This is a genomic window from Variovorax sp. Sphag1AA (genome assembly GCF_014192575.1).
GTDB lineage: Bacteria > Pseudomonadota > Gammaproteobacteria > Burkholderiales > Burkholderiaceae_C > Variovorax.
In genome coordinates this window covers 841,650-859,884 of record NZ_JACHYC010000002.1, presented here as the reverse complement: position 1 = coordinate 859,884, position 18,235 = coordinate 841,650, and the positions used below count along the sequence as shown (strand labels likewise).

Sequence of the window (18,235 nt, the reverse complement as noted above, 5' to 3'; positions counted from 1 at the left end):
CGATGACCTTGCTAACCCAACTGAACGCGAGGCTCTCGCGTTGGGCGATGTACCTCGCGTGCATCTGCCTGGTGGGCCTGCTGGGTGTGGTCGTCTATGGCGTGGTCCTCCGCTACGCCTTCAATGACGCGCCTGCCTATGTAGAACAGGTTGCACTGCTGCTGGTGGTCTCGGTCGCCATGTTCGGCGCTTCCGCAGGTGTGCGGGACGCCGGGCACATCGGCCTGGATTCGCTGGTGAAGACACTGCCCCCGAAGGGGCAGTTCTGGTGCAAGGTCGTCGTGTACGTCCTCACCATCGCCTTCGCCGTGGCGCTCGTCGCCGGCGGCGTGGAGATGGCGACGTCGACACGCGAGACCACCATTCCGACCCTCGGCATTTCCGAAGCCATCCGCTACCTCCCGGTTCTCGCTGCCGGTGTGCTGATCACGCTGTTTTCCGTCGAGCACCTCGTCTCCCAATTCTCCGGCCACGAGGTCGTTCCATCATGGCATTGACGCTGCTGTCTCTCAGTTTCCTGGTCTTCCTGGTTCTCGGGATGCCCGTCGCGTTCGCGATCGGGTTGAGCTGTCTCCTGACCTTCGCCTACGAAGGCCTGCCCTTCGAGACGGCGATCCAGATGATGGTCTCCGGCATGAACGTGTTCTCGTTCCTGGCCATTCCCTTCTTCATCTTCTCGGGCGAGCTGATGCTGCACGGCGGAATCGCGGACAAGATCGTCGCCTTCGCGCGCAGCCTCGTCGGCCACTGGAAGGGCGGACTCGGCCTTGCCAACGTGGTCGCCTCGACGCTGTTCGGCGGCGTCTCGGGCTCGCCGGTTGCCGACACGTCGGCCATGGGCGGCGTGCTGATCCCGGTCATGAAGAAGGAGGGCTACAGCGCCGCCTACGCGGTCAACGTGACCACGCACGCATCGCTCTCGGGCGCGCTGATGCCGACCTCGCACAACATGATCATCTACGCCTTCGCAGCGCAAGCCGCGGTGGGAGAGATCGCTGGTCACATGATCAAGGGCGTGTCGATCGGCGACCTGATGTTCGCGGGCCTGATCCCGGTCTTCTGGATCATGGTCTGCATGCTGGTCGCCGCGTACTGGCAGGCCAAGAAGTACGGCTACCCGAAGCGCGAAGACGGCAGCACGATGATCGAGCGCTTCCCGGGCTGGGGCACGGTGGTGCGCACCTTCATCGCCGCGATCCCTGGATTGCTGGTGATCGCCATCATCCTGTTCTGCGTGATGCAAGGCGTTGCAACGGCTACTGAAGCCGCAGCGATCGCAGTGACCTATTCGCTGCTTCTCACCGTCGTTGTCTACCGCACGATGACGAAGCAGGCGCTGCTCAAGTCGCTGGCCAAGGCCTCGAAGACCACGGGCGTGATCCTGCTGCTGATCGGCGTGTCGAACATGCTGCGCTACCAGATGGCGTACCTGGAGATTCCCGACACGATCGAGGCGGCGCTGCTGGCAGCAACCACCACGCCGTGGCTGATGCTGCTGTACATCAACATCATCCAGATCTTCCTGGGTGTGTTTCTGGACATGGCCGCGCACATCCTGATAACGACGCCGCTCTTCCTGCCGCTGGCCATCCAGATGGGCGTTGGCCCGGTGCAGTTCGGGATGATGCTGCTGCTCAACTGCGCACTGGGCCTTGTGCATCCGCCGGTGGGCACGGTGCAGTTCATCGGCTGCGCGATCGGCAAGATCTCCATCGGTGAAGCCACGAAGACAGCGTGGCCCTACTACCTGGCGATCTTCATCGCGATCACGCTGGTGACTTACGTGCCTTCGTTCTCGACCTGGCTGCCATCGATCATCAACGGCCATCCCGTGTTCTGACGATGTTCTGCGTCTACGTCTCCAACGCCGAGAGCGGCGACATCAACGTCCTGCATCTCGACCCCGCCCAACCGACGCTCGTGCCGGTGCAGACCGTGCAGGTCGGCGGGGAAGTGATGCCGCTCGCATTGAGCCCCGACCGCCGGCGGCTCTACGCCGCACGGCGCTCGGAGCCTCGCGAGGCGCTGAGCTTCGCGATCGACCCGAAGACCGGCCAGCTCACGCCCCTGGGCGCGGCGGCCTTGCCGCACAGCATGGCGTACATCGCGACCGATCGCGCCGGTCGTTATCTCTTGAGCGCCTCGTATGGCGGCAACCAGATCGCCGTCAATGCGATCAATGCCGACGGCGTGGTGCAGGCCACGCAGCAGGTGGTGCCGACCGGCCCCAACGCGCACGCGATCCAGGCCGATCCGTCGAACCGCTTCGTCTTTGCCAGCACGCTGGGCGCGGGCGTCGTCGTCCAGCTTCGCTTCGACGCGAGCACGGGGCAACTGACGCCCAACACACCACCCACGTTGCAGCCGCACGCCTCGGCGAGCCCCCGGCACTTCGTGTTCAGCCGCGACGCGCGTTTCGTCTACCTGCTCAACGAGCTGGACGGCGCCATCGATGTTCTCTCGTTCGATTCGAGCGCCGGCACCCTGCTGCCGCCGCTGCAGACGATCAGCTCGCTGCCACCAGGCTTCAGCGGCGACCCGTGGGCATCCGACTTGCACCTCACGCCGGACGGGCGCTTCCTCTACAGCAGCGAGCGGCGTTCCGACACCCTTGCGGCCTTCCGCGTCGACCCCGCGAACGGCACGCTGGCGCTGGTCGGTCATGTGCCGACCGAAACGCAGCCGCGCGGCTTCAACATCACGCCGGATGGTCGCTTCCTGATCGCGGCCGGGCAACGCTCGCATCGGCTGCGGCTGTATGAAATCGATGGAGCGACAGGCGCTCTGCAGACGCTCGGCGAATGCCCTGCGGGCCAAGGGCCCAACTGGGTTGAGAGCATCATGCTCGAGACCTGACCCAAGAAAGTCCATGTCTTCCACATCCGACCGCCCTCCTCTCTACATCACCATGCACGAGCGCGACAACGTCGCGATCGTGGCCAACGACGGCGGCCTGCCGGCGGGCACCGCCTTTCCCTCGGGCCTGACCCTGCGCGAGAAGGTGCCCCAGGCGCACAAGGTCGCATTGGTCGACATCCCCGAAGGCGGCGAAGTGCGCCGCTACAACGTCACCATCGGCTTCGCCCTCAAGGACATCGCAGCCGGCAGCTGGGTTCATGAGCGCCTCCTCAAGATGCCCGCCGCGCGCGAGCTCGAAGGCCTGCCCATCGCCACCGTCAAGCCGCCCGAGATGCCCCCGCTGGAAGGCTTCACCTTCGAGGGCTTTCGCAATCCGGACGGCTCCGTGGGCACCCGCAACATCCTGGCGATCACCCAGACCGTGCAGTGCGTGGCCGGGGTGACCGAGTTCGCCGTCGATCGCATCAAGAAGGAATTGCTGCCGAGGTTTCCCAACGTCGACGACGTCGTCGCGCTGGAGCACACCTACGGCTGCGGCGTGGCCATCGACGCACCCGACGCGGTGGTGCCCATCCGCACGCTGCGCAACATCAGCCTGAACCCCAACTTCGGCGGCGAGGTGATGGTGGTGAGCCTGGGCTGCGAGAAGCTGCAGCCCGAGCGCCTGCTGCCGCCGGGGACCATCCCTCTCATCGACGAGCGCAACGTCGCGGACGTGGGCGAGAGCGCCGACAGCAAGCTCGACGTGGTCTGCCTGCAGGACGACGCCCATGTGGGCTTCATGTCGATGATCGAGTCGATCATGCGCCAGGCCGAGGAGCACCTGGAGCGCCTGAACACCCGACAGCGCGAGACGGTGCCCGCCAGCGAGCTCGTGGTGGGCGTGCAGTGCGGCGGCAGCGATGCGTTCTCGGGCGTCACGGCCAATCCGGCCGTGGGCTTTTGCACCGACCTGCTGGTGCGCGCCGGCGCGACGGTGATGTTCTCCGAAGTCACCGAGGTGCGCGACGGCATCGACCAGCTCACCTCGCGTGCGACCACGCCGGAAGTGGCCGACGCCATGATCCGCGAGATGGCCTGGTACGACGCCTACCTGGACAAGGGCCGCGTGGACCGCAGCGCCAACACCACGCCGGGCAACAAGAAGGGGGGCCTGTCCAACATCGTGGAGAAGGCGATGGGCTCGATCGTCAAGTCCGGCAGCGCGCCGATCTCGGGGGTGATCTCGCCCGGAGAGAAGGTCAAGCAGAAGGGCCTGATCTACGCGGCCACGCCGGCCAGCGACTTCATCTGCGGCACGCTGCAGGTGGCTGCGGGCATCAACCTGCATGTGTTCACCACCGGCCGGGGCACGCCCTATGGCCTGGCCGAAGTGCCGGTGATCAAGGTGGCCACGCGCAGCGATCTGGCGCGGCGCTGGCATGACCTGATGGATGTGAACGCAGGTCGCATCGCCGATGGCGAAGTCTCCATCGAGGAGGTGGGCTGGGAGCTGTTCCGCCTGATGCTCGACGTTGCCAGCGGCAGGAAGAAGACCTGGGCCGAGCAGTGGAAGCTGCACAACGCCCTGGTGCTGTTCAATCCGGCGCCGGTGACCTGAGCCGAACGGCTGTCGACGTCCGCCGCGATGTCGACTACAACACAGAGCTTCTTTTCGTTCCCTGGAGTCGCACATGGAAGACCTCAAGAACAAGACGGCCCTCGTCACCGGCGCCAGCACAGGCATCGGCGCTGCAGTGGCCGTTGCGTACGCGGCGCGCGGCATGCGCGTGGCCGTGCACTACAACAGCTCCACGGACGCCGCCCAACAGGTCGTCGCGACCATCAAGGCCGCGGGCGGTGAAGCCTTCGCCGTGCAGGCCGATGTGCGCGACAGCGCCGCGATCACGCGCGTGGTCAAGGAAGTCAACGAGCGGCTCGGCAGCATCGACGTGCTGGTCAACAACGCCGGCGGCCTCGTCAAGCGGATGCCGATCACCGAGTTCGACGATCGCCTCTTCGACGAGGTGCTTCACCTCAATGCGCGGTCAGTGCTGGACTTCTGCCGCGAGGTGGTGCCGCTGATGCGCGCACAGGGACGCGGCGGCGCCATCATCAACGTGACTTCGGTCGCCGCTCGACATGGGGGCGGCCCCGGCGCCTACCTGTACGCGGGGGCAAAGGGCTTCGTGAGCACTGCGACGCGCGGACTCGCGAAGGAACTCGCGGGCGACAACATCCGCGTCAACGCAGTGGCGCCCGGCGTCATCCAGACGCCGTTCCACGATCGTTACTCGACGCCGCAAATGCTCGAATCCTTCAAGGCGTCGATCCCGATGGCCCGCATCGGCGAACCGGACGAATGCGTCGGCGCCTTCCTCTATCTCGCCTCGCCGCAGCTTTCGGGCTACGTCACCGGGCAGATCCTCGAAGTGAACGGCGGGCAGTACATGCCCTGACCCGCCGCTCGCTTTTCCATCGACAACTACGGAGACAAGACTTGAAAACGACCCTTCTGCGCGGCGTGGCCGCGATCTCGGCGGCAGCTGCCCTCTCGCTCGGCCTCGCCGCCCCAGCCGCGGCAGAGACGGACTTCCCCAATCACGCGATCGAACTCATGGTGCCCTACCAGCCCGGCGGTGGCACCGACGGCCTCGCGCGCACTTTCGCGGATGCGAGCCGCAAGCACATGTCGCAGAGCATGGTCGTCGTGAACAAGGCTGGCGCGGGTGGCGCGATCGGATGGACCGAGGTCATCAACTCGAAGCCCGACGGCTACAAGATCGCGGTGCTCACGGTCGAACTGCTGACCCTGCCGCACCTCGGCCTCGCCAAGTTCAAGTACGACGACTTCCAGCCGATCGCGCAGCTCAACGCCGACCCGGCCGCGATCACGGTCAAGGCCGATGCGCCGTGGAACACGATCGAGGAATTCCTCGCAGCCGCGAAGAAGAGCCCCGAGAGCGTTCGCGTGGGCAATTCCGGCAACGGCTCGATCTGGCATCTCGCCGCGTCGGCGCTGGAAGACAAGACCGGTGCGAAGTTCGGCCACATTCCGTTCCAGGGCGCGGCACCGGCGGTGCTGGCGCTGCTCGGCGGCCACATCGAGGCGGTGGCGGTCAGCCCCGCCGAAGTCTCCACGTATGTGCAGTCCGGCAAGCTCAAGATGCTGATGGTCATGGCCGACAAGCGCGTGAAGGGCTTCGAAAACGTGCCGACCGCCAAGGAACGCGGCATCGATCTCTCGATCGGCACCTGGCGCGGCCTCGGCGCGCCCAAGAACACGCCGCCCGAAGTGATGGCCAAGCTGCGCGAAATCACCGCCAAGACCGCCGCCGAACCGGTGATGCGCGAGGCGATGGACAAGCTCAACCTGGGCTACGTCTACACCGACGGCGCGGCCTTCGCGCAGACGCTGGCCAAGGACAACGCCTACTACAAGGACCTCATCACCAAGCTCAACATCAAGCCTTGAGCCTTCCCATGGCCGCAACGACGACAACGAAAAGAACGGCGCGGCCCCTTTTTCCCCCTGGAGACATGTTCATGCAGCGCCGCACACTCATCCAAACCGCGCTCGCCTCGATGGCCGGCGCCTTGCCCTCATTGCCCACCTTCGCACAGTCCCAGTGGCCGGGCGGCAAGACGATCACCTACATGGTGCCCTTCCCCGCCGGCGGCACGACCGATGTGCTGGCGCGGCTGATCTCGCAGAAGCTGGGCACCGCGCTGGGCACCACCGTGGTGGTGGACAACAAGGGCGGCGCGGGCGGCAGCATCGGCTCCGAAATGGCCTCGCGCGCAGCGCCTGATGGCCTCACCCTGCTGGGCGGCACGATCAGCTCGCACGCGATCAACATCAGCCTCTACCCGAGGATCGGCTACGACCCGCAGAAGTCCTTCGCGCCGGTCACGCTGATCGGCACCAATCCGGTCGTGCTGGTCGTCAACCAGGCGAGCCCGTACAAGACGCTGAAGGATGTGCTCCAAGCCAGCAAGGCCAAGCCCGGTGGCCTTTCGTCGGCATCGGCGGGCACCGGCACGTCGCAGCACCTGGCGCTCGAACTGCTGGCCTACAAGTCCGGCGTGAAGTTCACGCATATTCCGTACAAGGGCAGCGGCCCTGCGATCCAGGACGTGATCGGCGGCCAGGTCGACATGATGTTCGACACCACCGTCGTCGCCGGCCCGCACATCCAGAGCGGCAAGCTGCGCGCCATCGCGGTGACCTCGTCCAAGCGCCTGGCGTCGATGCCCGATGTGCCCACGGTCGCCGAATCGGGCATTCCCGGCCTGGAGAACTTCGAAGTGCTGTCGTGGCAGGCGATCTTCGTGCCCGCGGGCACGCCGGCGCCGGTCATCGACCGGCTTCACAAGGAAATCCGCACGATCCTCGCGGAGCCCGAGATGCAGGAGAAGCTCAAGAGCTTCGGCATGCTGCCGGCCGACATGACGACCACGCAGATCGCAGCCTTCCAGAAGGCCGAGGTCGAGAAGTGGGCGCAGGTCATCAAGGCCGCGAACATCAAGCCCGAGTAACCGGGTAGACCGCGTCGTGCGGCGCGGGCCGCTCCGTTGACGGCCCGCCGTCCGACCCGGCCGGGTCCGGACCGATCGATAGAATCGCCCACCGCTTTAGCCGAGAACGCCCTTGTCCGATCGCTTCGCCGTCCTGCCGCAGTACCTGATCCCGAAGCAGGCATTGACCTCCTTTGCCGGGTGGGTCGCGGGCAAGGAACGCGGCGCGGTGACGACCTGGATCATCCGGCGCTTCGTCGACAAGTACGGCGTCGACATGAGCGAAGCGCTCGACAGCGACATCGCGAGCTATCCAAGCTTCAACGAATTCTTCACGCGCGCGCTGAAGCCCGGCGCGCGGCCGATCGCCGATGCCGACCTCGTGGCGCCAGTCGACGGCGCGATCAGCCAGTTCGGCCCGATCGAGGGCGATCAGATCTTCCAGGCCAAGGGCCACAGTTACACGACCACCGCGCTGGTCGGCGGTGATGCGGCACTCGCCGAGCGCTTCAAGCACGGCAGCTTCGCGACGCTCTACCTCAGCCCGCGCGACTACCACCGCATCCACATGCCATGCGACGGCCGGTTGCTGCGCATGACCTACGTCCCCGGCGACCTGTTCTCGGTCAACCCCACGACTGCGCGCGGGGTGCCTGGCCTCTTCGCTCGCAATGAGCGCGTCGTGTGTGTCTTCGAAACCGCGCGTGGACCTTTCGTGCTGGTGCTCGTGGGAGCGACCATCGTCGGCAGCATGGCGACGGTGTGGCACGGCGTGGTGAATCCGCCGCGACATGGCGAGATCCGCGAGTGGCGCTACGACGACCAGCAGATCGTGCTGAAGAAGGGCGACGAAATGGGCCGCTTCCTGCTCGGCTCGACGGTCGTGCTGCTCTTCCCCTCCCCGTCCGTGACCTTCAACCCGGACTGGGCGCCCGCGCGCCCCATCCGCCTCGGCGAACCGATGGCGAACTACGCGGCAGCCTGAACTCGCACGCTCACAGCCCGCAGCCTGCCTGCCTTCTCAGCTATTAAAGTTGTAGCAATCGTCGACCTTCTGGGCTATAGTCGCCGCCCGGCTCGTGGGGTCACGGGTCTGTCACAAGAAGAAAGTGGCCGCACCGGCTGCCGTGTTCCCGAGGAGTCTGATGTCGATGAGTGGCAAGGAAAACGCAGCGATCAGCCAGTTGCTCGCGCTGCTGGAAGCCCGCTACGCGCTGCGCGTCCTCTGGGCCCTGCGTGACGGACATGCCCAGACCTTCCGCCTGCTGCAGGACAGCGTTGGCGGCATCACCCCGAACACGCTCAACACCCGCATCAAGGAACTGCGCGAAGCAGGCCTCGTCAGCCATGGCCATGAGGGATACAGCCTGACGCTGAGCGGGCAGGACCTGCTCAAGCGGTTGTCCGACCTGCAGGCTTTCGCCGCGAAGTGGCAGCAAGGCCAGGCCAAGAAAGCGCCCGCGCCGTCGCCATAGCACGGCCTGACGGCATCACCGCCTGCAGGAACACGCCTCCAGCCTCGTTAAACTGCGCGGTTTCCTCCACATTCCACAGGAGCGCACCATGCCCACCACCCCCTCCGGCCTGCAGTACGAAGACACCACGGTCGGCGACGGCGCCGAAGCCAAGCCCGGCCATCACGTGCACGTGCACTACACCGGCTGGCTCTACAACGACGGCGTGCAAGGCGCCAAGTTCGACTCCAGCCGCGACCGCAACGACCCCTTCGCCTTCTCGCTGGGCGCCGGCCAGGTCATCAAGGGCTGGGACGAAGGCGTCGCCGGCATGAAGATCGGCGGCAAGCGCACCCTGATCATTCCGGCATCGCTCGGCTACGGTGCACGCGGCGCCGGCGGCGTGATTCCGCCGAACGCAACCCTCAAGTTCGACGTCGAGCTGCTCGACGCCCACTGAGCGGCTCTCCGAGAGCCGAAAAATGCGCCGTTTTCCGGCGCATTTTTTTCTTGAAAACCCTGCGGCGGACCCCAGTTAGCTGCTTGTCGTTCGTTTCTCGTTGATTTCCGGCTTGGTTGCCGGCCTATTGAGCATGTCAGACCCGCAAAACACCCAACCGAATCCCGATACCCTGCAAGGCGCCCCCAGCCCCGAAGAGCTGGAGGCAGCTCAGGCCGCGAACGAAGCCGACGCGCTCGCAGCGGCCCAGGCCGAGATCGCCGCATTGCAGGCCAAGAATGCCGAACTGGCTGACCAGTTCCTCCGCGCCCAGGCCGACGTGCAGAACGCCCGCCGCCGCGCCGACGAGGAAGTGAGCAAGGGCCGCAAGTTCGCCATCGAAGGCTTTGCCGAGAGCCTGCTGCCCGTGCTGGACAGCCTCGAAGCCGGCCTCGCCGTGCAGGACGCCACCGTCGAGCACCTGCGCGAAGGCACCGAAGCCACCCTGCGCCAGCTCAAGAGTGCGCTGGAGCGCAACAAGGTCATCGAAATCGCGCCGCCGGCCGGCAGCAAGTTCGACCCGCACCTGCACCAGGCCATCTCGATGGTTCCGGTTCCCGGTCAGGAACCCAACACCGTCGTCAGCGTGCTGCAGAAGGGCTACACGATCGCCGACCGCATCCTGCGCCCCGCCCTCGTGACCGTCAGCAGCGCGGGCTGAAAGCCAACAAGAAACCCACAGGAAAACCCCAGCTGATCCCTTGAATCGCACTGGGTTATCCACAAGTTCACAACAACCTCATTTCAGATCCCCAGGAGCAACAACATGGCCAAAATCATCGGCATCGACCTCGGCACCACGAATTCGTGCGTGGCGATCATGGAAGGCAATACGACGCGCGTGATCGAGAACTCCGAAGGCGCCCGTACGACGCCCTCGATCGTGGCGTATCAGGAAGATGGTGAAGTGCTGGTCGGTGCCTCGGCCAAGCGCCAGGCGGTCACCAACCCCAAGAACACCATCTACGCAGTCAAGCGACTCATCGGCCGCAAGTTCGAAGAGAAGGAAGTCCAGAAGGACATCGACCTGATGCCCTACAGCATCACCAAGGCCGACAACGGCGACGCCTGGGTCGAAGTGCGCAGCAAGAAGCTCGCGCCCCAGCAGATCAGCGCCGAAATTCTTCGCAAGATGAAGAAGACCGCCGAAGACTATCTCGGCGAAACCGTGACCGAAGCGGTGATCACCGTGCCGGCCTACTTCAACGACAGCCAGCGCCAAGCCACCAAGGACGCCGGCCGCATCGCCGGTCTGGACGTCAAGCGCATCATCAACGAGCCGACCGCCGCAGCGCTGGCCTTCGGCCTGGACAAGCATGACAAGGCCGATCGCAAGATCGCGGTGTATGACCTCGGCGGCGGCACGTTCGACATCTCGATCATCGAGATCGCCGACGTCGACGGCGAGAAGCAGTTCGAGGTGCTGTCGACCAACGGCGACACCTTCCTGGGCGGCGAAGACTTCGACCAGCGCATCATTGACTACATCATTTCCGAGTTCAAGAAGGACCAGGGCGTCGACCTCTCCAAGGACGTGCTCGCGCTGCAGCGCCTGAAGGAAGCGGCCGAAAAGGCCAAGATCGAACTGTCGAACAGCGCCGCGACCGACATCAACCTGCCCTACATCACGGCCGATGCGTCGGGTCCGAAGCACCTGAACATCAAGCTGACGCGCGCCAAGCTCGAAAGCCTGGTGGACGAACTGATCGAACGCACCATTGCGCCCTGTCGCACCGCCATCAAGGATGCCGGCGTCAGCGTGTCGGACATCAGCGACGTGATCCTGGTCGGCGGCATGACCCGCATGCCCAAGGTGCAGGACAAGGTCAAGGAGTTCTTCGGCAAGGAACCGCGCAAGGACGTGAACCCTGACGAAGCCGTGGCCGTCGGCGCCGCCATTCAGGGCCAGGTGCTGTCGGGCGACCGCAAGGACGTGCTGCTGCTGGACGTGACCCCGCTGTCGCTCGGCATCGAGACGATGGGCGGCGTGATGACCAAGATGATCACGAAGAACACCACGATCCCGACGAAGTTCGCGCAGACCTTCTCGACCGCCGAGGACAACCAGCCGGCCGTCACGATCAAGGTGTTCCAGGGCGAACGCGAAGTCGCCGCCGGCAACAAGCTGCTCGGCGAATTCAACCTCGAAGGCATTCCGCCGGCATCGCGCGGCACGCCGCAGATCGAGGTGAGCTTCGACATCGACGCGAACGGCATCCTGCACGTCGGCGCCAAGGACAAGGGCACCGGCAAGGAAAACAAGATCACCATCAAGGCGAACTCGGGCCTGTCGGAAGACGAGATCCAGAAGATGGTGAAGGACGCCGAGCTGAACGCGGCCGAGGACAAGAAGAAGGTCGAGCTCGCCCAGGCGCGCAACCAGGGTGAAGCCATGGTTCACAGCGTGAAGAAGTCGCTGGGCGAACACGGCGGCAGCCTCGATGCCGGCGAAAAGGAAAAGATCGAAGCCGCGATGAAGGACGTCGAGGAAGCCCTGAAGGGTGAAGACAAGTCCGCCATCGAGGAAAAGACCAACACGCTGATGGCCGCCAGCCAGAAGCTCGGCGAGAAGATGTACGCGGACGCACAGGCTGCCGCAGGCGCGGCCGGTGCCGCGGCTGGTGCAGGCCCCGAAGCTGCGAGCGCTCCGGCGGACGACAACGTCGTCGACGCCGAAGTGAAGGAAGTCAAGAAGGGCTGATCCTCAGACCCTGATCCAAGGCTGGACCGCCCCGAAAAGGTGGTCCAGCCTTTTCCGCTTCAAGCTCCCGCTTCCTGACGACCCCGCCCCGACCCCATCATGGCCACCAAACGCGACTACTACGAGATCCTCGGCGTCCCCAAGAACGCTGGCGAGGACGAAATCAAGAAGGCTTATCGCAAGCTCGCGATGAAGCACCACCCTGACCGCAACCACGGGGACTCCAGCAAGGAAGCGGAGGCCAAGTTCAAGGAGGTCAAGGAAGCCTACGAAATGCTGTCCGACGGCCAGAAGCGCGCGGCCTACGACCAGTACGGCCACGCGGGTGTCGACCCGAACATGCGCGGACCGGGCGCGGAAGGCTTCGGCGGCTTCGCGGAAGCCTTTGGCGACATCTTCGGCGACGTGTTCGGTCAACGCGGTGGCGGCGCGCGCGGCGGCCGCCAGGTCTACCGCGGCAGCGACCTGAGCTATGCGATGGAAATCACGCTCGAGGAAGCCGCCGACGGCAAGGACGCCCAGATCCGCATCCCGAGCTGGGACGAATGCGGCACCTGCAAAGGTTCCGGCGCCAAGCCGGGCACCAAGCCGATCACCTGCACCACCTGCCATGGCCAGGGCGCGGTGCAGATGCGCCAGGGCTTCTTCAGCGTGCAGCAGACCTGCCCGACCTGCCATGGCTCGGGCAAGATCATTCCGGAGCCGTGCACCACTTGCCACGGCCAGGGAAAGATCAAGAACAACAAGACGCTGGAAGTGAAGATCCCGGCCGGCATCGACGACGGCATGCGCATCCGCAGTTCCGGCAATGGCGAGCCCGGCACCAATGGCGGCCCACCGGGGGATCTCTATATAGAGATCCGCCTCAAGAAGCACGACATCTTCGAGCGCGATGGCGACGACCTGCATTGCGTGGTGCCGGTCAGCATCACGACCGCGGCGCTGGGCGGCGAGATCAGCGTGCCCACGCTCAAGGGGCCGGCGGCGATCGACATTCCGGACGGCACGCAAAGCGGCAAGCAGTTCCGCCTGCGCGGCAAGGGCATCAAGGGTGTGCGCTCGAGCTACCCCGGCGACCTGTACTGCCACGTGCGGGTCGAAACCCCGGTCAAGCTCACCGAGCACCAGCGCAAGCTCCTGAAGGAACTCGACGAATCCCTCAAGAAGGGCGGCGACAAGCACAGCCCCACCGACAAGGGCTGGTTCGACAAGGCGAAGGAATTCTTCAGCTGATCTCGAAGCCGCCCTGCGCGCGCAGGCAGCGCGAGGTCGGCCCCGACAGCAGCGCGACGAAGCGCTGCGCCAATGCCGGATTGCGTGCGGTCGTGCTCACGGCGGCGGTGTAGACCGTCGCGAGTTCGAAAGCCTCCGGCAACGGCCCGGCCAGCGTGATGCCGGGCGTGTACTTGATTTCGGTGATCTGCGTGCAGCCGATCGCGCCCCGGCGCGACTCCGCCGCCAGTTCGCGCATCGCCGTCGCGCCGTTCGGAAAGGTGCGAAGGCGCGCAGCGACTTCATTGGCGATGCCCAACTTGGCGAGCACCGACGCGAAATGGATGCCGGCAGTCGAGCGCTGCGCATCGGGAAAGTAGATCGCGCTCGCGGCGAGCAGGCTGGCCCTCAGCGCCTCGGGCGTGGAAATCGCGGGCACCGGGTCGCTCGCCCGGACGGCAATGCCGGTCCGCACGCGGCCGAGCGGCGCTTCGGAATCGACGATCAGGCGTCGGTCGTTCTGCAGCTCGGCGACCATGGGGGCGGTGACGATCATCACGTCGCACGGCTCGCCCGCAAGCAGCGCTTCCTTCATGGCGCCCACTGCGCCGAAGCGCCCTTCCACTTTCGCACCGGTCAATTCCAGGAACACGCCCTGCAATGCCTTCACCAGGCCCTGGGCAGCGCCCGCACAAAGAATGTTCATTGGTCTGCCTTCGCACCGGAAATCTTGACGATACGCGCCCACTTGGCGATGTCGTCGCTCATGTAGCGGGTGAAATCGGCGACGCTCATCGTCATCGGCGTCGCACCTTGCGCCTTCCACGCTCGGATCACCTCGGGGTTCGATGCGATCTTGACGACCTCGGCGTTCAGGCGCTCGACGATCGCGGGTGGCGTGCCCTTGGGCGCCATCAGGCCCAGCCAGATGGTGGCCTCGTACTTGGGCACGCCGGCCTCATCGACCGTCGGCACGTCGGGCATCACCGCCGAGCGCGCAAGGCCGGTCGTTGCCATCGCCTTCACTCTGCCGGTGCGGACATGCTCGGTCATGGTCGGCACCGCGTCGAACATCATGTCGACCTGTCCGCCGAGCACATCGGTCCGCGCGCCTGCACTGCCGCGATAGGGGATGTGCAGGATCGAAACGCCCGCCATCGCCTTGAAGAGTTCGCCAGCCATGTGATACGGCGTGCCCGGTCCGGACGAGGCGTAGCTCAGCGCGCCGGGATGGGCTTTCGCCATCGCAATAAGCTGCCCCAGGTCATTGACCTGCAGGCCGCTGCGCGTGACGAGCACCAGGTCGGAATAGTTGATCGCTGCGATGGGCGCGAAGTCGCGCATGAGCTGATAGGGCTTGTTCGGGATCAGCGACTCGTTGACCGTGTGCGCGTTGGACATCAGGAGCAGCGTGTAACCGTCCGCCGGACTCTTGGCGGCCGCATCGGTGCCGATCACCGATCCGGCGCCGGGCCGGTTGTCCACCACGAAGCCTTGCCCCAACGCCTCCTGCAGCCGGTTGGCGACGAAACGCGCATAGACGTCGGCGGGACCGCCGGCGGCAAAGGGCACGATGACGCGCACCGGATGGTTTGGATAGTCCTGCTGCGCCGCAGCCCATGGAGCGGCCACCACCAATGCTGCGGCCGTCCATGCACGAACCGCTGGCCGCACCCTCTGAACCCAATGCGTCATCGACTTGTCTCCGAAACTGGCGAGGTGAGCCCCGCCTAATTGGTCTCGATTGGTATCTTAAGCTTCCAATCGGAAACCAATATAGCGAGCACCCGGACGGGGGTCAATGCGAGGCCGGGTAGTCCCCAAGCCGATGTGGCGCAGGCGCCAATCAGAAGCCGAGCAGGTTGCGGCGCACATGCACCAGATGCCCGAGACAAAGCTCTGCCGCCCGCGCACTGTCACGATCCTTCAAGGCCGCCACGAGGTCGCGGTGCTCGCGCTGGTATTCGAGCCGGCGTTCCGGCGTGGCACTGCGGCGCTTGAGCATGCCCCACTCGCTCTGCGCCCGCACCTCGTTCATGCGCTGGAAGACGGTGGAGATGAAACTGTTGTGCGCGGCGTCAGCGATTGCCTCGTGGAGCTTGCCGTCCCACAACTCGAATTCCTCGATGGTCGCGGCCGCCTCTCCCTTGTCGCAACATTGGTCCATCTTCTCGAAGTCCGCCGCGGTTGCGTTGCCGATCACCATCGCGATGATCGCGGGTTCCAGCACGAGGCGCGCGCTCATGAGTTCCGCCGGGCTGGTCGCGAGCGGCGATTCGCCGCTGCTGATGTCGGCCAGCGCGCGGCCGACCTCATGACTGACGTAGGTGCCGCTGCCGACCGTCTGCGTGATCAGGCCGCGGGTCTTCAAGTCGCCGAGCACTCGCCGCACCGTCGATCGGCTGAGCCCGAATTGCCCGCACAGTTCCCGCTCGGTCGGCAGCCGGTGTCCGGCACGCCAGGCGCGCGACTTCAGGTTCTCGAGGATCGCTTCCCGCAGGGTCAGGGCACTGTGCACGATGGCAGGACAGGAGGAGTTGGTAGGACGCAGCGATCGTATCAACGTCGATGCGCGGGTCAGGCGCTATTGTGTGCTTGGTATCGCATTGGTAGCATTTGGTCGGTCAAAAGGAGATCATTTTGCGCATTGCCACCTATCAATATCAAGGCCGCCGCCAGGTTGGCATCGTCTCGGCCGACGGCCGGACGGTGTCGCCCTTCCAGATCGAAGCCCCGCGCACCCGCCGCGGCGCACTCTCGCTGATCGAGGCACAGGCCGCCGGCGAATCCCGCCTGCCAACCACCGGCGAGGCCGTGCCGCTCAGCGCGGTGCGACTCGAAGCACCGCTGCCGATGCAGCGTCGCAACATCTTCTGCGTGGGCCGCAACTACCACGCACATGCGAAGGAACTGTCGGGTTCCGTGTTCAAGAACAATGCCGCCAAGGTCGACTCCTGGCCGATCGTGTTCACCAAGGTGCCGGAATGCGTGATCGGCCCGAATGATGACGTGCGCCTTCCCGGTGAGGCGATCTCGGCGCAGATCGACTACGAAGCCGAGCTGGCGGTGGTGATCGGCAAGCCCGGGCGCAACATCACGCGCGAGGCCGCCATGTCGCATGTGTACGGCTACACCATCGTCAACGACGTGACCGCGCGCGACGTGCAGATGCGCCACCAGCAGTGGGATCTCGGCAAGTCCTTCGACACCTTCTGCCCGATGGGCCCGTGGATCGTCACCGCCGACGAACTCGACGGCACGCAAACCCGGGTCCGCTGCTGGGTCAACGGCGAACCGCGCCAGGACGGCCAGACCACCGACCTGATCTTCGATATCCCGACGCTGATCGAGACCTGCTCGCGCGGCATCACGCTGAACGCAGGCGACGTGATCGCCACCGGTACGCCGGCCGGCGTCGGCATGGGACTCACGCCACCGCAGTACCTGAAGTCGGGTGACGTCGTCCGCATCGAGATCGACGGCCTGGGCATGCTGGAAAACCGGTTCATCTGATCGCGGATCCGAGGACTTCAAACATAACGAGACGGAGACAAACATATATGAACGCATCACGACGCGCGCTGCTGCAAGCGGCGTTGCTCGCGGCCGCAGGGCTCGGCGCCGCGCCCGCCGTCCTGGCACAGGGCGATTGGCCCCAGAAGCCGATCACCATGATCGTGCCCTTCCCACCCGGCGGAGTGGCCGATACGGTGGCCAGGCCGGTGGCCGAGGCACTCTCGCGCGAACTCAAGCAACCGGTGGTCGTCGACAACAGGGCGGGCGCCGGCGGCGCGGTCGGCATCGGTTTCGCCGCCCGGGCGCCTGCGGACGGTTACACAGTGCTCCTGAGCTTGTCGTCGATCTCGATCCTTCCGGAAGCGGACGTCATCCTGGACCGCAAGCCGGCCTACCAGATGAGCCAGTTCAAGCCGATTGCGCGCTTTACCGCCGACCCGACCGTGCTGGTGGTGCGCGCCGATGCACCATGGAAGACCCTGGCTGACTTCATCGCCGACGCACGCACCAAACCGGGCACCTACAACTACGGCAGTTCCGGCAACTACGGCACCATGCACGTGCCGATGGAAATGCTCAAGAACGCTGCCGGCTTCCGCATGACGCACATTCCGTACACCGGCGCGGGTCCGGCGGTGATGGCACTGCTGGCCGGTCAGGTGGATGCGGTGGCGAGCGGGCCGGCTACCGTGGTGCAGCAAATCAATTCCGGCAAGCTGCGCGCGCTCGCGCACTGGGGCGATCAGCCGCTCGCTGCATTGCCCGGCGTGCCCAGTCTGCAGGAGGCCGGATACAACGTGAAGTTCGCGCAGTGGTCAGGACTCTTCGTTCCGGCCGGGACGCCGGACGAGGTGGTTCGCAAGCTCCGTGCGGCTTCGGCCAAGGTTGCCGCGGACCCGGCGGTGGCACAGGTGATCGAAAAGGCGGGCAGCCCGCTGGCCTACCTCGATGCGCCCGCGTTCCAGACCTACTGGAACGCGGATGCGAGCACCATGACGGAAGCGGTTCGGAAGATCGGCAAGGTCGAGTGAACGTGACCTCGGGCAGCGGCTCTGACCGCAAAGAAGAAAAAGCGGCCCATCGGCCGCTTTTTTGTTGCGTGCCGCTGTTTATGAATATGCAGAGCGATTGTCGCGCTATTCGCATTTATTCGTATGCCGCCGCGTCGCATCGCGCGTTCAATGCAAATAGAGCGTCAGGAAATATGGAAAGAACCGACAGGTGCACACGATGAATCCCGACATGGAGCGCACCCTCTTGCGCACGACGATCGTGACAACAAGTCCATCGTGCACATCGGGGTTACTCAATGAGATCACGATGCCCACAACTTTTGCGCTGAACTTTCAAACTTCGTGTGGTTCTTATCCCAAAAGCAATTTGCTCAGCGCTCTCTTTGTTCTATGCTTTGAGCAAGTACCTGCTTGAGGAGTTGATCCAAAGCGTGCACACATCACCTGGCACCATTCCTGCGAACGATGCAACGTGTGCAGCACG

The 18,235-nt window shown here is 65.1% G+C and carries 18 protein-coding genes; 15 read left to right on the top strand and 3 right to left on the bottom strand.

Annotated features, from left to right (window positions below; translation table 11 throughout):
- Positions 1-2 precede the first annotated feature (2 nt).
- From FHW64_RS10635 to dnaJ, 13 genes are all read left to right on the top strand, one after another.
- Positions 3-497 carry a TRAP transporter small permease gene (locus tag FHW64_RS10635; RefSeq protein WP_184525776.1) on the top strand — a complete coding sequence of 165 codons (495 nt, stop codon included), beginning with the start codon at positions 3-5 and terminating at the stop codon, positions 495-497.
- Positions 488-1,840, top strand: coding sequence for a TRAP transporter large permease (locus tag FHW64_RS10630; RefSeq protein WP_184525774.1), 1,353 nt, complete (start codon positions 488-490; stop codon positions 1,838-1,840). Before FHW64_RS10635 ends, FHW64_RS10630 begins: the two co-directional genes overlap by 10 nt.
- A 2-nt stretch (positions 1,841-1,842) precedes the next feature.
- Positions 1,843-2,856, top strand: coding sequence for a lactonase family protein (locus FHW64_RS10625; RefSeq protein WP_184525772.1), 1,014 nt, complete (start codon positions 1,843-1,845; stop codon positions 2,854-2,856).
- Between the two features lie 13 nt (positions 2,857-2,869).
- Positions 2,870-4,459, top strand: coding sequence for a galactarate dehydratase (gene garD, locus FHW64_RS10620; RefSeq protein ID WP_184525770.1), 1,590 nt, complete (start codon positions 2,870-2,872; stop codon positions 4,457-4,459).
- Between the two features lie 73 nt (positions 4,460-4,532).
- Positions 4,533-5,297, top strand: coding sequence for an SDR family NAD(P)-dependent oxidoreductase (locus tag FHW64_RS10615; RefSeq protein ID WP_184525768.1), 765 nt, complete (start codon positions 4,533-4,535; stop codon positions 5,295-5,297).
- A 41-nt stretch (positions 5,298-5,338) separates the two neighbouring features.
- Entirely contained in the window at positions 5,339-6,313 is a 975-nt protein-coding gene (locus FHW64_RS10610; RefSeq protein ID WP_260303736.1) for a tripartite tricarboxylate transporter substrate binding protein, read from the top strand.
- A 71-nt stretch (positions 6,314-6,384) separates the two neighbouring features.
- Entirely contained in the window at positions 6,385-7,377 is a 993-nt protein-coding gene (locus FHW64_RS10605) for a tripartite tricarboxylate transporter substrate binding protein (protein WP_184525764.1), read from the top strand.
- Between the two features lie 112 nt (positions 7,378-7,489).
- Positions 7,490-8,341: an archaetidylserine decarboxylase gene (asd, locus tag FHW64_RS10600; protein WP_184525762.1), complete on the top strand. Its 852-nt coding sequence runs from the start codon at positions 7,490-7,492 to the stop codon at positions 8,339-8,341.
- Positions 8,342-8,507: 166 nt separating this feature from the next.
- Positions 8,508-8,831: a helix-turn-helix domain-containing protein gene (locus FHW64_RS10595; protein ID WP_093169486.1), complete on the top strand. Its 324-nt coding sequence runs from the start codon at positions 8,508-8,510 to the stop codon at positions 8,829-8,831.
- Positions 8,832-8,919: 88 nt separating this feature from the next.
- Positions 8,920-9,270, top strand: a complete 351-nt coding sequence (locus tag FHW64_RS10590; protein WP_184525760.1) for an FKBP-type peptidyl-prolyl cis-trans isomerase — start codon at positions 8,920-8,922, stop codon at positions 9,268-9,270.
- 133 nt (positions 9,271-9,403) lie between these two features.
- Positions 9,404-9,970 (top strand): nucleotide exchange factor GrpE, encoded by a 567-nt coding sequence (gene grpE, locus FHW64_RS10585; protein ID WP_184525758.1) that lies wholly within the window; start codon positions 9,404-9,406, stop codon positions 9,968-9,970.
- Between the two features lie 105 nt (positions 9,971-10,075).
- Entirely contained in the window at positions 10,076-12,010 is a 1,935-nt protein-coding gene (gene dnaK, locus FHW64_RS10580) for a molecular chaperone DnaK (RefSeq protein ID WP_184525756.1), read from the top strand.
- Positions 12,011-12,109: 99 nt separating this feature from the next.
- Positions 12,110-13,243, top strand: a complete 1,134-nt coding sequence (gene dnaJ / locus FHW64_RS10575; protein WP_184525754.1) for a molecular chaperone DnaJ — start codon at positions 12,110-12,112, stop codon at positions 13,241-13,243.
- Here the strand turns inward: dnaJ and FHW64_RS10570 are convergent.
- The 3 genes from FHW64_RS10570 to FHW64_RS10560 all read right to left on the bottom strand — a co-directional run bounded on the left by FHW64_RS10570 (position 13,236) and on the right by FHW64_RS10560 (position 15,740).
- Complete coding sequence (locus FHW64_RS10570) at positions 13,236-13,928, bottom strand: substrate-binding domain-containing protein (RefSeq protein WP_184525752.1); 693 nt, start codon at positions 13,926-13,928, stop codon at positions 13,236-13,238. The two genes, dnaJ and FHW64_RS10570, sit on opposite strands and share 8 nt — an antisense overlap.
- Positions 13,925-14,917 (bottom strand): tripartite tricarboxylate transporter substrate binding protein, encoded by a 993-nt coding sequence (locus FHW64_RS10565; protein WP_184525750.1) that lies wholly within the window; start codon positions 14,915-14,917, stop codon positions 13,925-13,927. Before FHW64_RS10565 ends, FHW64_RS10570 begins: the two co-directional genes overlap by 4 nt.
- A gap of 151 nt (positions 14,918-15,068) precedes the next feature.
- A complete protein-coding gene (locus tag FHW64_RS10560) occupies positions 15,069-15,740 on the bottom strand; it encodes an FCD domain-containing protein (RefSeq protein ID WP_184525748.1) in 672 nt (223 codons plus the stop codon).
- 122 nt (positions 15,741-15,862) lie between these two features.
- Here FHW64_RS10560 and FHW64_RS10555 point away from each other — a divergent pair, with 122 nt between their 5' ends.
- Both FHW64_RS10555 and FHW64_RS10550 read left to right on the top strand, forming a co-directional pair.
- Positions 15,863-16,735 (top strand): fumarylacetoacetate hydrolase family protein, encoded by an 873-nt coding sequence (locus FHW64_RS10555; RefSeq protein ID WP_184525746.1) that lies wholly within the window; start codon positions 15,863-15,865, stop codon positions 16,733-16,735.
- Positions 16,736-16,782: 47 nt separating this feature from the next.
- A complete protein-coding gene (locus FHW64_RS10550; protein ID WP_184525744.1) occupies positions 16,783-17,769 on the top strand; it encodes a tripartite tricarboxylate transporter substrate binding protein in 987 nt (328 codons plus the stop codon).
- Positions 17,770-18,235 lie beyond the last annotated feature (466 nt).

What these genes read in the sequence shown, in the direction of transcription:
- FHW64_RS10615 (WP_184525768.1), top strand. Translation starts at nt 4,533, where the DNA reads ATGGAAGACCTCAAGAACAAGACGGCCCTCGTCACCGGCGCCAGCACA.
- FHW64_RS10625 (WP_184525772.1), top strand. Translation starts at nt 1,843, where the DNA reads ATGTTCTGCGTCTACGTCTCCAACGCCGAGAGCGGCGACATCAACGTC.
- FHW64_RS10635 (WP_184525776.1), top strand. Translation starts at nt 3, where the DNA reads ATGACCTTGCTAACCCAACTGAACGCGAGGCTCTCGCGTTGGGCGATG.
- FHW64_RS10590 (WP_184525760.1), top strand. Translation starts at nt 8,920, where the DNA reads ATGCCCACCACCCCCTCCGGCCTGCAGTACGAAGACACCACGGTCGGC.
- FHW64_RS10570 (WP_184525752.1), bottom strand. Translation starts at nt 13,928, where the DNA reads ATGAACATTCTTTGTGCGGGCGCTGCCCAGGGCCTGGTGAAGGCATTG.
- grpE (WP_184525758.1), top strand. Translation starts at nt 9,404, where the DNA reads ATGTCAGACCCGCAAAACACCCAACCGAATCCCGATACCCTGCAAGGC.
- dnaK (WP_184525756.1), top strand. Translation starts at nt 10,076, where the DNA reads ATGGCCAAAATCATCGGCATCGACCTCGGCACCACGAATTCGTGCGTG.
- garD (WP_184525770.1), top strand. Translation starts at nt 2,870, where the DNA reads ATGTCTTCCACATCCGACCGCCCTCCTCTCTACATCACCATGCACGAG.
- FHW64_RS10595 (WP_093169486.1), top strand. Translation starts at nt 8,508, where the DNA reads ATGAGTGGCAAGGAAAACGCAGCGATCAGCCAGTTGCTCGCGCTGCTG.
- dnaJ (WP_184525754.1), top strand. Translation starts at nt 12,110, where the DNA reads ATGGCCACCAAACGCGACTACTACGAGATCCTCGGCGTCCCCAAGAAC.
- FHW64_RS10565 (WP_184525750.1), bottom strand. Translation starts at nt 14,917, where the DNA reads ATGACGCATTGGGTTCAGAGGGTGCGGCCAGCGGTTCGTGCATGGACG.
- FHW64_RS10630 (WP_184525774.1), top strand. Translation starts at nt 488, where the DNA reads ATGGCATTGACGCTGCTGTCTCTCAGTTTCCTGGTCTTCCTGGTTCTC.
- FHW64_RS10605 (WP_184525764.1), top strand. Translation starts at nt 6,385, where the DNA reads ATGCAGCGCCGCACACTCATCCAAACCGCGCTCGCCTCGATGGCCGGC.
- FHW64_RS10550 (WP_184525744.1), top strand. Translation starts at nt 16,783, where the DNA reads ATGAACGCATCACGACGCGCGCTGCTGCAAGCGGCGTTGCTCGCGGCC.